13 protein-coding genes and 2 pseudogenes are annotated in these 13,326 nt (G+C 66.6%); 11 read left to right on the top strand and 4 right to left on the bottom strand.

Annotation, left to right across the window (positions count from 1 at the left end):
• Positions 1–394: 394 nt before the first annotated feature.
• Positions 395–1,315, top strand: a complete 921-nt coding sequence (locus J5V16_RS23060) for an alpha/beta fold hydrolase (protein WP_208499529.1) — start codon at positions 395–397, stop codon at positions 1,313–1,315.
• Between the two features lie 114 nt (positions 1,316–1,429).
• A complete protein-coding gene (locus J5V16_RS23055; protein ID WP_208499528.1) occupies positions 1,430–2,569 on the top strand; it encodes an amidohydrolase in 1,140 nt (379 codons plus the stop codon).
• Positions 2,570–2,724: 155 nt separating this feature from the next.
• Here J5V16_RS23055 and J5V16_RS23050 read toward each other — a convergent pair whose 3' ends face one another.
• On the bottom strand, positions 2,725–2,937 hold the full coding sequence (locus tag J5V16_RS23050; RefSeq protein ID WP_208499526.1) for a hypothetical protein: 213 nt from the start codon (positions 2,935–2,937) through the stop codon (positions 2,725–2,727).
• 1,237 nt (positions 2,938–4,174) lie between these two features.
• On the opposite strand from J5V16_RS23050, the gene J5V16_RS23045 reads away from it, so the two are divergent.
• On the top strand, positions 4,175–4,477 hold the full coding sequence (locus tag J5V16_RS23045) for a hypothetical protein (RefSeq protein WP_208499524.1): 303 nt from the start codon (positions 4,175–4,177) through the stop codon (positions 4,475–4,477).
• A gap of 103 nt (positions 4,478–4,580) precedes the next feature.
• Entirely contained in the window at positions 4,581–5,921 is a 1,341-nt protein-coding gene (locus tag J5V16_RS23040; RefSeq protein ID WP_208499522.1) for a hypothetical protein, read from the top strand.
• Positions 5,922–5,974: 53 nt separating this feature from the next.
• Here the strand turns inward: J5V16_RS23040 and J5V16_RS25870 are convergent.
• Both J5V16_RS25870 and J5V16_RS23030 read right to left on the bottom strand, forming a co-directional pair.
• Positions 5,975–6,181 (bottom strand): annotated as a pseudogene (locus tag J5V16_RS25870) (transposase); the annotation flags it as partial.
• Between the two features lie 134 nt (positions 6,182–6,315).
• Positions 6,316–7,161 (bottom strand): FAD-dependent oxidoreductase, encoded by an 846-nt coding sequence (locus J5V16_RS23030; RefSeq protein WP_208499518.1) that lies wholly within the window; start codon positions 7,159–7,161, stop codon positions 6,316–6,318.
• A 316-nt stretch (positions 7,162–7,477) separates the two neighbouring features.
• On the opposite strand from J5V16_RS23030, the gene J5V16_RS23025 reads away from it, so the two are divergent.
• Positions 7,478–7,921, top strand: a complete 444-nt coding sequence (locus J5V16_RS23025) for a MarR family winged helix-turn-helix transcriptional regulator (protein ID WP_208499516.1) — start codon at positions 7,478–7,480, stop codon at positions 7,919–7,921.
• Positions 7,922–8,005: 84 nt separating this feature from the next.
• On the opposite strand, the gene J5V16_RS23020 is transcribed toward J5V16_RS23025, so the two are convergent.
• On the bottom strand, positions 8,006–9,214 hold the full coding sequence (locus tag J5V16_RS23020; RefSeq protein ID WP_208499514.1) for a DUF4241 domain-containing protein: 1,209 nt from the start codon (positions 9,212–9,214) through the stop codon (positions 8,006–8,008).
• A gap of 111 nt (positions 9,215–9,325) precedes the next feature.
• Between J5V16_RS23020 and J5V16_RS23015 the strand changes: the two genes are divergently transcribed.
• From J5V16_RS23015 to J5V16_RS22995, 6 genes and pseudogenes are all read left to right on the top strand, one after another.
• The gene (locus J5V16_RS23015) at positions 9,326–9,820 is read left to right on the top strand and encodes an NUDIX domain-containing protein (RefSeq protein ID WP_208499512.1); all 495 of its coding nucleotides are present in this window, start codon (positions 9,326–9,328) and stop codon (positions 9,818–9,820) included.
• 221 nt (positions 9,821–10,041) lie between these two features.
• A complete protein-coding gene (locus J5V16_RS23010; protein WP_208499511.1) occupies positions 10,042–10,602 on the top strand; it encodes a hypothetical protein in 561 nt (186 codons plus the stop codon).
• Positions 10,599–10,963 (top strand): annotated as a pseudogene (locus J5V16_RS25865) (hypothetical protein); the annotation flags it as partial. The gene J5V16_RS23010 and the pseudogene J5V16_RS25865, both read left to right, overlap by 4 nt.
• A gap of 174 nt (positions 10,964–11,137) precedes the next feature.
• Positions 11,138–11,854, top strand: a complete 717-nt coding sequence (locus J5V16_RS23005; RefSeq protein ID WP_208499509.1) for a hypothetical protein — start codon at positions 11,138–11,140, stop codon at positions 11,852–11,854.
• A 221-nt stretch (positions 11,855–12,075) separates the two neighbouring features.
• Positions 12,076–12,885, top strand: a complete 810-nt coding sequence (locus J5V16_RS23000; protein ID WP_208499507.1) for a hypothetical protein — start codon at positions 12,076–12,078, stop codon at positions 12,883–12,885.
• A 56-nt stretch (positions 12,886–12,941) separates the two neighbouring features.
• Positions 12,942–13,262: a hypothetical protein gene (locus tag J5V16_RS22995; RefSeq protein WP_208499504.1), complete on the top strand. Its 321-nt coding sequence runs from the start codon at positions 12,942–12,944 to the stop codon at positions 13,260–13,262.
• Positions 13,263–13,326 lie beyond the last annotated feature (64 nt).

Genomic DNA, 13,326 nt, shown 5'->3' with positions numbered 1-13,326 from the left:
CATGCGGGAGCCGGTGCACACCCCGCAGCCCGCAGCCCGCAGCCCGCAGCCCGCAGCCCGCAGCCCGCAGCCCGCAGCCCGCAGCCCGCAGCCCGCAGCCCGCAGCGGCATCATCCCCACGCGCGCGAACGATCCTCGCGTGTCACACCCATGTGAGACCGTGGTCTTTTTCGGTTGGCCGGAAGGCGGATGCGGGTGGGACGGGGCACGCCCTACGCACGAAGCGCGGGCGAGCCCGCGGCGGGCCACCGCAGCCCGCTCCGCCGCACCCACCCCGCCCCCTCGCCTCGAGCGGGCCGCCTCCGCGACTCCCCAGCCTCCGTCCCGCGTGACGGGCCGCCTCCGCCGCCGTCCGGGGCTCGCCCCGCGGGCGGTGACCTCGTACGCTGAGCGCGTGACCCGCAAGACCTTCGCCGACAGCGCCGCCATCAAGCAAGGCCCCTGGACCCACCGGCACATCGACGCCAACGGCTCGCGCTTCCACGTCGCGGAAGCAGGCGAGGGCCCGCTCATCCTGCTGCTGCACGGCTTCCCCGAGTTCTGGTGGGCCTGGCGCCACCAGATCCCGGCCCTCGCCGACGCCGGCTTCCGCGTCGTCGCCGTAGACCTGCGCGGCTACGGCGCCTCCGACAAGCCGCCGCGCGGCTACGACGCCTACACGATGGCCGCCGACGTCGTCGGGCTCGTGCGCGCCCTCGGCGAGCGCGAGGCCACCGTAGTCGGCCACGACCTCGGCGGCATCCTCGGCTTCGCGGCCGCCGCGTTCCACCCGCGCCAGTTCAAATCCCTGGTCGTCATCGGCGCCGCCCACCCGCTGCGCCAGCGCGCCGCGCTCGCGGTCGACCCGAAGGGGCAGATGGCGGCGTCCCGGCACCTCTTCGCGTTCCAGATGCCCCGCTACGAGCACAAGCTCACCGACTGGGACGCGCGGAAGGTCGCCGACCTCATGTACGCGTGGTCCGGCCCGGGCTGGCGGGGCAGCCGCGACTTCCAGGAGTACGTGCGCGCCTGCCGCGACGTCATCCAGATCCCGCAGGCGGCCTTCTGCGCGCTGGAGGCATTCCGGTGGCCGTTCCGGACCGCGATCGGGCTGGCCGGGCGCCGGTTCGTGAAGCTGCTGCAGCGTCCGACGCCGGTGCCGACGCTGCAGCTGCACGGCGCCCTCGACTCGTGCGTCCTGCCGCGCACGGCGCAGGGTTCGGGCCGGTACGTGCACGGCCGCTACGAGTGGAAACTCCTCGACGGCGTCGGCCACTTCGCGCAGCAGGAGGCGCCGGAGACGATCACCAAGGAGATCATCCGGTGGGCGAGCTGACCGCAGTGGGACGCTCCACGAAGCGGCCAGCGCGCTAGCCGCGCGGCTAGCGCATCGGGCAGGATGGGCGGCGGGGCCAACGCCCCACCGACGAGCCATCTGGAAGGCGGGTCCATGTCCGAGGCCAGTTTCGCGCTGCGCGGCGCACGCGTAGTCCCCATCACGTCAGCGCCGATCGAGCACGGCGTCATCCTCGTCGAGAACGGCCGCATCAGCGCCGTCGGCGGGGCAGACCTTCCTGTGCCGGAAGGGGTCCCGGTCGAGGATGCGACCGGCAGGTGGATCATGCCGGGCCTGATCGACGCGCACACGCACCTGGGCGTGCACGAGGTGGCCGAAGGCTGGGCGGGCGACGACACCAACGAGATGACCGACCCGAACACGGCGTACGTGCGGGCGCTGGACGGCATCAACCCGGCCGAGCCGGGCTTCGCCGAGGCGCTCGAGGGCGGGGTGCTCGCGGTGAATGTGAACCCGGGTTCGGGCAACGTGATCGGCGGCGAGACCGTCGCGATCAAGACCGTGGGCCGGTTCGTGGACGAGATGGTGCTGCGGTCGCCGTCGGGCGTGAAGTCGGCGCTGGGCGAGAACCCGAAGCGGGTGTACGGCGAGCAGAAGAAGACGCCCTCGACGCGACTGGGCACGGCGGGGGTGCTGCGGCAGGCGTTCGTGGAGGCCGAGAACTACCGGGGCGGGGAGGGCCGCGACCGGGATCTGAAGCTCGAGGTGCTCGGGAAGGTCCTCGACCGCGAGATCCCGTGGCGCCAGCACTGCCACCGCGCTGACGACATCGCCACGGCGCTGCGCGTGGCCGAGGAGTTCGGGTACGACCTGGTGCTCGACCACGGGACCGAGGCGCACCTGCTCGCGGACGTGATCGCGGAGCGGGGGATCCCGGTGATCTTCGGGCCGCTGCTGTGCTCGCGGTCGAAGGTGGAGACGGCGAACCGGTGGCCCGAGAACGCCGCGAAGCTCGCCGCGGCGGGCGTCAAGCTCGCGATCACCACGGACCACCCGGTCGTCCCGATCGAGCACTTGATCATTCAGGTGATGCTGGCGGTGAAGGCCGGGCTCGACCGCGACACGGCGCTGCGGTCGGTGACGATCAACCCGGCGCAGATCATGGGCGTCGACGACCGCCTCGGCTCACTCGAGGCCGGCAAGGACGCCGACTTCTGCATCTGGTCGGGCGACCCGCTCGACATCTACTCGAAGGTCGAACGGGCGTACATCGACGGCAGGCCGGTCGGCTAGAGCGCCGGCGCTGCCGGCTCGGGATGCCAAGGGCGCCTGTGCATACGAGCGGGTCCAGGGCGGCGGTGCGGTGGAGGCTGGGCCGCCGCCCCGGACGGCGGGAACGGCGCAGGGCCGGGCGACACCGTGGAGGTGCCGCCCGGCCCTGTTGCGCCTCAGGCGGCGCGGCGGACGTCGGCCCGCTTCGGGAGGGCGGCTTCGGAAGCCGCCCGCAGGTCGCGGGCGATAAGGCCGCGACGGGCGGCGGTCACGCCGCCGGCGATCCGGCTGAGCAGGGTGGGACGGTCGGCGACGACGGGGGCGTCGGGCAGTGCCGAGCGCGCCTCGGTGCCGAACAGCTGAATTGCCAAGATTCCGTAAGCGTCCATCGGTGTTTCCTTCCGGGCGGTGATGCGAGATGCGTGCCGCGCCGGTGCGGCGGTGAGGCCCGCCCCGCGATGGCCGGGGTGGTCCCCCGGCGCCGCGGTCGGTTCCGGGGCCTCGGCCACTACTCTGACCGGCCCGTGTCACCGGCTCATTACGCCTCAGGAAACCCTCGGACAAGTCCCGTGAACACCAAGGTGCCGATCATGCCCCAGGTCACACCCCTTGCATCGCAAAACGAAACCGTCCCGGTCGGCGGGCACCGACCGGGACGGTCATGAAGTGGGTCCAGTGGGACTCGAACCCACAACCTACGGTTTCGAATGGCACCCGTGACCTGCGGCTTAACACGTGTTTCCGTCGGCGTATCCACAGGTCATCCACAGCTAAACTGGCCCGCCGTTCTGACCACCGGTTTCGGCGCTCGTATCGGGAAACTGTTCCACGCTGAACAGTCGATCCGGCTCCACTGCAACGAGATGCATGTGTCGCGGCGACCGAAGTCGCTGCGTCGCGTCGACCACTTCGCCGAGTACATGAACATGTGGGCGACACGCGGATTTCCCTGAACCTCAAGTCGGCTGACTCGCCCATCACTGCGTGACGCGGCTCCCCCCAGCCACGACCAGTGGCCCGACCACTGGTTCAGCCAGCAGCGGGCGCAATGAAGCGGGCCCCCGAGAGCAGCGGGGGCCCGCAGACCGAGTTCGTGCCGACTGTTAAGGACGCAATCTCGGTGCCTCCAGCCAATACTAGGAGTCACATCGCAGGCACAATGGATTCGATACCGTGAACGGCATCAAACTCTCAGGTGATTTGAGTCACGCTCTCACGTACCCGGTCACTTGCCTGCTCAGGGGGACTCTCTAGGGCTGTCACTAGCTTTGCATTCACCTTGTCTGTTGCACGAACCGCAACTCGGGAAAAATCGTAGAACAAATCCACTAAGGATACTCCCTGGTCTTTCAAGCAGTCTCGATGATTTGGACAGTACTATTTGGCGCCGAACATGTCGACTATGCAACCGTTTCCTCAGGGGCGCAGTGCGAACGAGTTGACATCATGGGGCGCAGTGCTTGGCCGGTTTGTCGAGCGATGCGCTTAAGCTTGGTACACGCGCGGTGGAGAGCAACCGGGATCCGTTCCGGACCCCGCGCCGTCATTTTTGCCGACTGTTACTCCCGTACCCCGGCGCACCCGCGTCGGGGTACGGGAGCTCGATTCACGAGAGGGTGCACCACCATGGGCTCCACGCCCCCTGCGCGCAAGCGCATCCGCATGGCCCCGGTCCCGATGACCGGGCTCGTCCACCACATCCCGAAGGTCCCGGCCGCGATGGCGCGCTTCGTGCCGCCGCCTCCGGTTCCGTTCGCGGGCGCCACGGCGCTGCCGCCGATCCCGATCGGTTACATCCTCCTGCTCCTCGCAATGGTGGTGGGCGTGCTCGCCCTCCACACGCAGGGCGCGACCTACAGGCAAGCGGTCGCGATCGTCGATGCGCTGCTAGTCACCCTTGGTTTCTTCGCCTGGAAGCAGAACAAGTAGCGCCATGAGGGGATCGGACACGATCCCCCGTACCCGGCTGGCGGAGTTCCAAGCAGCACTGCGTGAGCTCCGCCAGCGGGCCGGGGACCCGACGTACCGAACGATGAAGCGCCGCACCGGCGTCAGCGTGGCAACGCTGCACGGAGTCGATGCGGGATCCATCGTTCCCTCGCTGGCGGCTACGACCGCCTACGTCTACGCGTGCGATGGGAACCGGGAGCTGTGGGAGGCACAGCACCGGGAACTACTGCGAGGCTCACGCTCGAACGTGTCATTCGTGCCGTGGAACGACTACTTCGACGCAGAGAAGCCGCTCCCGCCGCCAACAGTGGCCGTGCTACGCACTGAGATGCGACGCCTCCGCGCCAGCTCGGGACTTTCGCTCCAGGAGCTCGCGGACAAGACCAAGAAGGCCCACATCGCTGAAATTGTCGGCGAACGGGGGCTGGGGCCCACGACCATCAGCGACCTGTGCAACCCGAAGCACATCCGCGTCCCTCGCCGGCGCACACTTCACGGCTTCCTTCTCGCGATCGACGCGGAGGAGACCGTTATCGAGCAGTGGCTGACCGTCCGAAACCAGCTAATGGCTAATCGAGACCCTCACCTGGAGTCGAGCACCACGGCCGTGAATACGCCAGCCCAGCGGACCACAGCCGCCACTGCGGGCACGGCCGAGTTGCAGCATGGCCGCCTCCCGACCGAGGGGGACATCCTCCTGGCCCGATTCCGACGGCTTCGAACCGACTTGATACATGGAGAAACGACACCTTCACCCGAGCGGATCCAACGCGTCCTTTGGAGCATCGGCATCCCTGCCCCGATTGCCGGGAAGCTGTCGCTGAATCGCGAAGCCACGACGTCTTTCGTGCTAGGAACCGAACTCGAGTTCGAAAGGATCATGAAGGAGAGCCGCCTTCCCTCCAGCAGTGCTGGCTTCGCCCTCGAACTCGCCGCCCGCCGCGAAACTAGTTCGCAGCATCTCGTCATCAATGGCCTTGCGGAAGCAATTGACCAAGCACGCGACGCGCAAGAAGAACTCGAGGTTGCAGAGTCCGCCCTCAAATACGCAAGTTCCCAGCTTGAGGTCGCCTACAAGGAGCAAAACCACGCACAAGCGAACATCGACGAGGCCTGGATGCGGGCGGCGAAGATCAAGGGAATAGCCGAACACCGGGAGATGTGGGCCCGTGTCATTGGAACCCCCGGATCACTCCGGACTGCCGAGGCATGGTCCCTAGCGGTCGAGTCCCATGCGGTATGGCACCGCATCGCCGAGGAGCGGCTCAGGAAGGCCCGAACTGCCGCCGAAACCAGCGCCCGTCGGTTTCAGCAAGCGACAGCACACAGGGACCAGCTCCGCCAACACCTGCTCCTGGCAGTGGCTGAGGTGGACAACCTCCGTAGCGGCCGGGTCGTGCAGCGTGCTCCCAGGTCTCAATAGCGCGGGCCTGAGGCAAGTCTCCACGCCCCGGCTAGATCTCAGGCGCGGCGGAACCGCCGCCAGCAGGTGATACCGGATCCGAAGCCGAGCTCGGGCGGCAGGTGTTTCCAGTTGATGCCGGTATAGAGGACGAACAGGATGCTCTGCAGGCACTTCCGGTCATCGAGCGGGACCGGCCGACGTTTCCCGGGCCGGTGAACCGGCAGCATCGGGTTGACCCGGACCCATAGCTCGTCGTCGATATCCCATGGTTTCGCCATGTCCGTTGAACGAGCGAATCTGAAACCACGCCCCGCACAACCAGTCCGAACACGAACCCAGTTCCTAGCGGTGAAGCTGGCGATAATTGCACCGGCGATACCGCCGAGGCCGTCGTCGATCTCCCAGCGCCGGATCAACCGGTGGTCCCGTTCGCCCTGGCGGTTTCCAGGACACGGGCCACCTCGGCGAAACCTGAGTCGAGCATCTCAGCCTCATAGGCGCGGACGGCGTCCAGGAGCGGCCCGGTGCGTTCGGTGATGCGGCGGCAAAGCAGCGCGGCGTCCTTGAGGGCGAAGGCAGCGCTGGTGCCCTGCGGGATCATCGTGTGCGCTGCGTCGCCCATGAGCGTGACCGGCACAGTCTCCCACGGCGCCAGAGGCTCTGCGGTCAGGATCGAAGTTGGGTTGACCGTAGCCGGATCGGTGAGCCGCACCAGTGCGCTGATGCTGGGGTGCCAGTCGTCGACGGCTGCGGCAGCGGTCTCGGCGAGCGCCGCGCCGTCCATCGCATTGAGGCCGTGTGGGAATCGCTCAGCCGGAGCGACGACCACCCACATGAGGTAGTCATTGCCCTCGCCGGAGGCGAACTCATGGGCGGCCAGGGAGACGAAGCGCCCGTCGGGACCCATGATCGAGCAGAAGCCGTCGAGCGCGGCGGTGGGCGCGATGGCGCGGACCTCGCCGGTGAGCGGGGTCTTGCCGTAGATCTCGGTCTGGCCGGTCTCCAGGACCCGGGCGTGCGGGAGCAGTTGGGCGCGGACCCGCGAGTGGGTGCCGTCGCCGCCGACGAGGAGGTCGGCTTCAGCGGATTCGCCGTTCGCGAAGTGGGCGCGGACCCGGTCGCCGCCCGGTAGTTCGTAGCGTTCGAAGGGGGCGCCGTGGTGGACCTCGACGCCGGTGAGCAGGATGCGGCGCAGCGTTTGCCGGTCGACGGTGAGGTGGCGTCCGGCCGCTTCGTCCTCGGCAGGTGGGACGAGCATCTCGTGGACGAGGTTAGGTCGGGGTCCAGGAACCGGACCCCGGATCCGTGCTTTCCGGAGGTCTCGGCGATCTCCGCATACAGGTGGCTCGGGAGGTGGCTACGGAGGGCGAAGTCGCCTTCGGGGGCGATGTGGATGCGGAACCCTTGACTCGGCTGGTCGGCGTCCTCGCGCTCGTACAGCGCGACGTCGATGCCGGCCTGCATCAGGCCCTGTGCCAGCAGCGGGCCGGCCAGGCCGGCGCCTTTGATTAGAATATGCATGAATTGAGATTATCTGTATACAGACTATCTGTCAAACCGTCTATGATGTGGGCATGGACGAACCCGATGCAGCGCTCGGCGTGCAGATCGGCGGCCAGATGTACCTGGCCCACCGCTATGCCCGGGCCGCGACCAACCGCGCCTTGCAGGAACACGGCGTCGAGTTGCGTCACCTCGGCGTGCTCGGCCAGATTGCCGAGGCCGGGCCGATGAGCCAGCGCGAGCTCATCGACCGGCTCCAAGTCGACAAGTCCTCGATGGTCCACATCGTCGACGAGCTGGAGCGCCAGGGCCTGGCCGAGCGCCACCGCAACGAACGCGACCGCCGCAGCTATACCGTCCACATCACCACCGCGGGCGAGGAACGACTCAAGGAAGCGCAGGCCAGCACCGCCAAGGTCATGACGCGCCTGCTGAAGCCATTGTCGGCGGCCGATCGTCGCCAACTGCAGGACCTCCTGGCCCGCTTCATCGACAACGCCGCGCGGCAGGAGTGAACAACACGGTGCTTCCAGCCGGAGGCAGGAATGGGCGCAGTGGATGCATCCTCACTCAACGCGGCTGCGGGCCCGGCGCTTCGGCTACCAGTCCTGTTCGAAGGTCTCGTCATCGTCGTTGGGCTGGCCGTTGTCGACGATGAGCATGTCGCTGAGGAAGCAGGTCACGGCTCCGGCCTCGTCTCGGCCGATCCATGTCGGATAGGAGCCGTCACCGAGGTAGCAGCCGTATGCGAAGAGATTGAGGTCGGTTTCGGGGATCGTGAACTCTTGACGGAGCACCACCTCGTCATGGAATTGGTAGTGGTCCCCGTCGATATATGCGAGGAGGGCCTCGTGCGTGGAGGCGTCCATGAGAGATCCCAAGCCGGCGTCGACGCCGAAACCGTAGAAGTGGCCGTCATCGAGGCACTTGACGTCTTGCCCCGGGCGCAGGGCCAGCTCCCATGTCGCAGTCGCCTCGTACGAGATGCGCAGCAGGAAGCCGGCGGCGGCCCAGGACCCGCCCGACGCTTGGTGGATCTGGATCTCGACGACCGGGTAATCCCCGGGCGCCACTGCGACAGTGAATGGCTCCACTTTCGTTCCCCAGGTCGGGTCGCATGCGACCACTCGTCCTGTGGGCAGACCGAGCAGACCCAGATACTCATGCTGGACTTCCACAGGCGTGCTCGAATCCTCGAAGATTACTGTCGCTCCCTCGTTCAGCAAGTTGCCCAGGTAGGGCGCCTGGTACGGCATCGGCGGGAGCCAAGGGCGGGGCAATGAGGATTCGCTGGACCGCGCAGGGCCGGGTGCTTCGTGGAGGTCTTGGTCAATCCCGAGCACTGACGTCCACGATCCGAAGGTCACCGGTGCACGCATGAACTCACTCGGGGTTTCCCTTGTCCTGGTATGGCTGGATCCACTCCGGTCCCGGTCGTAGACGTCGGTCACGCCGTTGAGACCGCGATCGAAGGTCTCCCGGGCCAGCACCGGGTCGCCGTCGACATCGGTGTCCTCGTACTGCCATTGCGTCAGTTTGCGTTCGAACAGCCTTCCGTCAGGCATCCGCCGGTGGACCGCACGGGAAACCCGGCGCTTGCGATCGTCGAGGTTCCAGCGCGCGAGGTAATCCTGGCCCCAAGCGATGTCGAGAACGTACCGCGGTATGGTCCCTTCGGAGACGACGACCGAATAAGGGAGACCCATGGTGTCCCTTCGCCGCGCTTCCGCGGGATCGATCGGGCCCACGACTTCGGCTTGGGGCCCGTTCCAGCCTTCGCAGTATCGTGCGATCCAAGTGTTGCTCATGTGCGAGATGGTAAGGATGGGGAGTGACACTGCTGGCAGTCGAGCCATGGCGTCTGGCCTTCGGGTAGCGACCTGCTGGCAGCATGGGGTTGGCCCGCTAGGGTTTGCTGCATGGTGGAAACTGATCCTTCCAGTCGGGCGCTCATTGATCGGATCGCCGTCTCGGGTACCGTCGCGGCTGCGTTCATCACCGATGTCTCCGGCCAGGTACTGCTAGTGAAGCCCGCTTCCAGGGATGAGTGGGGCTTCGTGGGCGGCTGGGTCGATCGGGGAGAGTCGCCGCACCAGGGCTGCGCGCGGGAGGTCGAAGAGGAGATCGGGGTGGCCCTGCCAGTCGGTGATCTGCTGGTACTCGATTGGCTGACCGAGACGGGGTATGTCGACGAGCCGTTGACGTTCTATCTTTTCGACAGCGGCGTCATCGACGAGCCCAATCTGATCCGGTTGCGGGCAGGGGAGATCGAACAGTTCGGCTTCTTCCCGCCTGAACAAGCGCTGTCGCGGTGCGGCGAGTTCAACCGGGCGCGGCTCGGGTTGGCGTTGGAAGCGCGGCGAATGGGCAGGACCGTGTATCAGCCGCTCGGTCAACCCCGTCAAGAGGCCTAACGACGGGTTCGCTCGTGTTCTTGCTCCAGACGACACCTGCTCGCACCACTTGAGACCGGAACCCTATGCCCCGCAGTACCCACCCCCGCCAGCGCCAAGAAGCTCGGCTAATCGAAGCTCGAAGGGAGATCATTCTCGCCGTCGCGCTCCCCCTCGCCGCGGCCGCAGCGACATCAGCCGCGTTGTGGCTGGCCCAGTTCTCCTCTGCCCCGCTTACGTGGTTGGGTCAGCTGCTCAGCTTCGCCGCCGTCGCCGCACCGGTCGCCACCGCCATCACATTGAGCTTTCAGGGACCGTCGCGACGGAACTGGAAGCTCGCTCTGGCGTTTCCACTGATCATCATTGCCGGTATGAGTTCGCTGATTCCCGCGTTCGACGCTTTCGCGCTCGCGCACCACGGTGTCGACGTCGAATGCGTCGTCACTTCCCGCCGCGACTACGTCTCCCACACCGACGACGGCGATGAACCCATGTCCGAGCACGAGTTCCGGTGCATCGGATGGGACTCGCCAACCATCGATACGGACCGGGATGAAGCGCTGCAAGTCGGCGATCACCAGATCGTCGTCCTCGACCCGCTCGGTCGGGTCTCCCCCGATCTCGGCGACCCGACCTGGAGCGACGGCCTGTTCTACGCGTCCTTGTCACTCCTCCTCTTCGCCGGGGCTGCGGCGTTCCGGCTGTATTTCATCGGCACCATCGCAGGAACGCTGCGATCCCGCTTCCGCAGCCTCGCGCCCGATCACGACCGTGCCAAGGGCGCTACGGGTGGCGACACGTGAGTGATCTGCGTTGGGATGCCGTTCGTGATCTCTTCGACCCTGAGCTCATGGGAACCCTTCCGGACGTCGTCGTCCCCCAGACCTCAACCGAGGACTGGCAAGCGGTCCTCGACCTGGTCGCCGAGCGCAGGTGGAGGTGCGAGTACACCGAAGGGCTTGCAGTGCTTCCGGTCCCCGCGGCGAGCGCGATCCTGTCCTGCGTGAGCTTCAAGGTCAGGAACAACTGGACCTCTTCTGCGGGTTCCTCACCGCCATCGGCCGGCGGCTGGGGAAGCCGGTGCTCATGGATGCCGAAGGCGGCGACCACCACAGTCCTGTCCTCGGATACAGCGTCGAGCATGATCGCGTGGTCCAACTCGCTGCAATCCCGGAGCGGTTATCACTCGGCGGCCAATCCGCTAGGTACTGGACTGTTCACGGACAGTTGACGGAACCGCCCAACCACGGCTCGGCCGTATACTGGCCGGACCCTCGACCCACAACTGGAAAGCCCGACCCCGCCCATGACACCGCTTCACCTCTCGCAGGACCGCGCATGAGGTTCATCGCCGAACACGCGCTCCCCTTGGGACTGACGCTCACCGGCGCGCTTATTGCACTCGCGCTCGTGCAGTTCTTCTTCTCCCCGCGTGATTCCAAGAAATTCGTTGCCAGCGCCATGATGCTCGCCTTCTTCATCCTTCCCCTCACGTTCTGGTTTGCCGCGAACCGGGGCTACATCGTCGAGCACGACACCACCGTCGCGGACCTCGTCAACGAGGCGCCCCTTCCCTCCGTGCCGACTGAGACCGGCATCAGCGAATGGAAAGCCGCCTTCAACGCCTTCGAACTGGTCTGGCCCGAAGAAGACACACTCCAGACCGAACGGCCGGAAAACCTGATCAGCTTCGACCCCGAAACCGGCGGCTACTACGCAGGCGAAGGGATGCAGGACGGGGCGACGCTCTTCGCGGCCATCGGATTCGAGGGCGACAACGTCGACTGGTTCACGTGTCACGCGTTCGGCATCCGCACTCATACCACCGAGGATTTCCTGAACACCTGCTGGACCGCGGCGGCGGTCACCGGAGCAGATCAAGTCGCGGGAACCGAGTGGTTCGCATCGGTGCTCGCAGAAGAATTGCCGGAATCGGGCCAGATCCTTAGCAGCAGTGAAACCATCTGTCCTGCCAACCTGACCGTAACCTCGCTGAGCTCAACCGAGACGTACCTCAACATGCAGTTCAGCATCACCCCCGCGCCGGACTGCTGAAGTGCTGAAGCGACTTCGCCATGCCGTTCACTACCCCGCCCCGCCCCGTCGATGTCACCGCGCTGTGGCCCGGGCTCTCGCCACTCGCCCGCACCGCAGTCCGCCTGCATCCACGCCGAGGTAAGCCGACCGCCGACCAGTCCTCCATCGGCGGGCCGCTGCTGTGGCCCGAAGATGACCCCTGGCCGACGTGCGGGCGATCGCACATCTGGCATGAGGCGATGACCCTTGACGAAGTCGCCCGGCGCCGGCAGATGCTCGAGACGGCACGGACAAGGACGCACCTGCCGAGGAACCACCGGTTCACTCCCGACGAGCGCGCGTTCCTCGACGGGCTGAGACTCCCCGGCCGCAACCCCTGGGGCGAGACCGACCCAGGCGCGCCCGAGACCCTGATACCCGTCGCGCAGCTCTACTATCGCGATGTGCCAGGCTTGCCGTTCGGCGACTGGTTCGACCTGCTCCAAGTGCTGTGGTGCCCGTTCGACCATGAACCACACCAGTCCTGGCCGAGCGTGCACCTCTACTGGCGCGACACCGGCAGCTTCGCGGGCGTCTCGGCTCGGCCACCGGGGTCGACCGTGGTCGGGTACCAGGAGTACGTGCCGCATCCGTGCACCCTCACCCCCGAACCGGTCACCGACTACCCCGACTACGACCTGCTGCCAAAACCCTTGCACGAAGCGGTCGAAGCGTGGGAAGGCAACGAGGACCCTGGGACGTCGTACCGAGATATCGCGGTCGTCCCAGGATGGAAGACCGGCGGCTGGGGCACCGCCTGGGCCCTGTTCGGTGCACACGAGGTGACCTGCGAGTGCGGTGCGCCGGCCGAACCGCTGCTGACCGTGGCGGGGTCCGAATGGGACACCGACACGGTCGCGTACTGGATGCCAGTAGAGGAACAACATCTGACCGAGTGGCACAACCAGCACCGGAACGATGTCGACGTCACCATCGGCCGCGGCTACGACCTCCAAATCTTCCACTGCGGCACCGATCCAGCGCACGCGCCCGTGACCGTCATGGTGTGACCTAATGGGCCGCATGCCGCTCTGACCCAGCTCCTGCGACCAAGATTGGACTCGCGATGTACATGGTCCTGTACCGGTTCTATATAGGAACCGGTGGTCGACCTCGAGGTTTCGGCGACATCCACAGCAGCCAAGCGCTCGACGGCGATTTCAACGCCCTGGCGCGGAAGTACGACGGGTACGCCATGCTCGGCCGGATCAGGCCGCATCGGAACCTCATGCTCGCGCGCGGCACCGACGCCCTCGACCTGGTCGACGAACTCAACCGGTTGGTCCGCGTCGTCGAGGAGCACGAAAGCGACCTCGTGCAGCGGTTTCGCAACCTTGCCCTGAACTGCTTCGGCGAGGACATGGAGATCCACTACGAGATCTCATAGCGCTGCTGGCAAGGCCGAACCCGCTTGCGACGAACGCACCGTCATTCGGGCGAGTCCAGCCGGA

Source organism: Glycomyces niveus, from assembly GCF_017592475.1.
GTDB lineage: Bacteria > Actinomycetota > Actinomycetes > Mycobacteriales > Micromonosporaceae > Glycomyces > Glycomyces niveus.
This window is presented reverse-complemented; position numbering and strand designations above follow the sequence as displayed.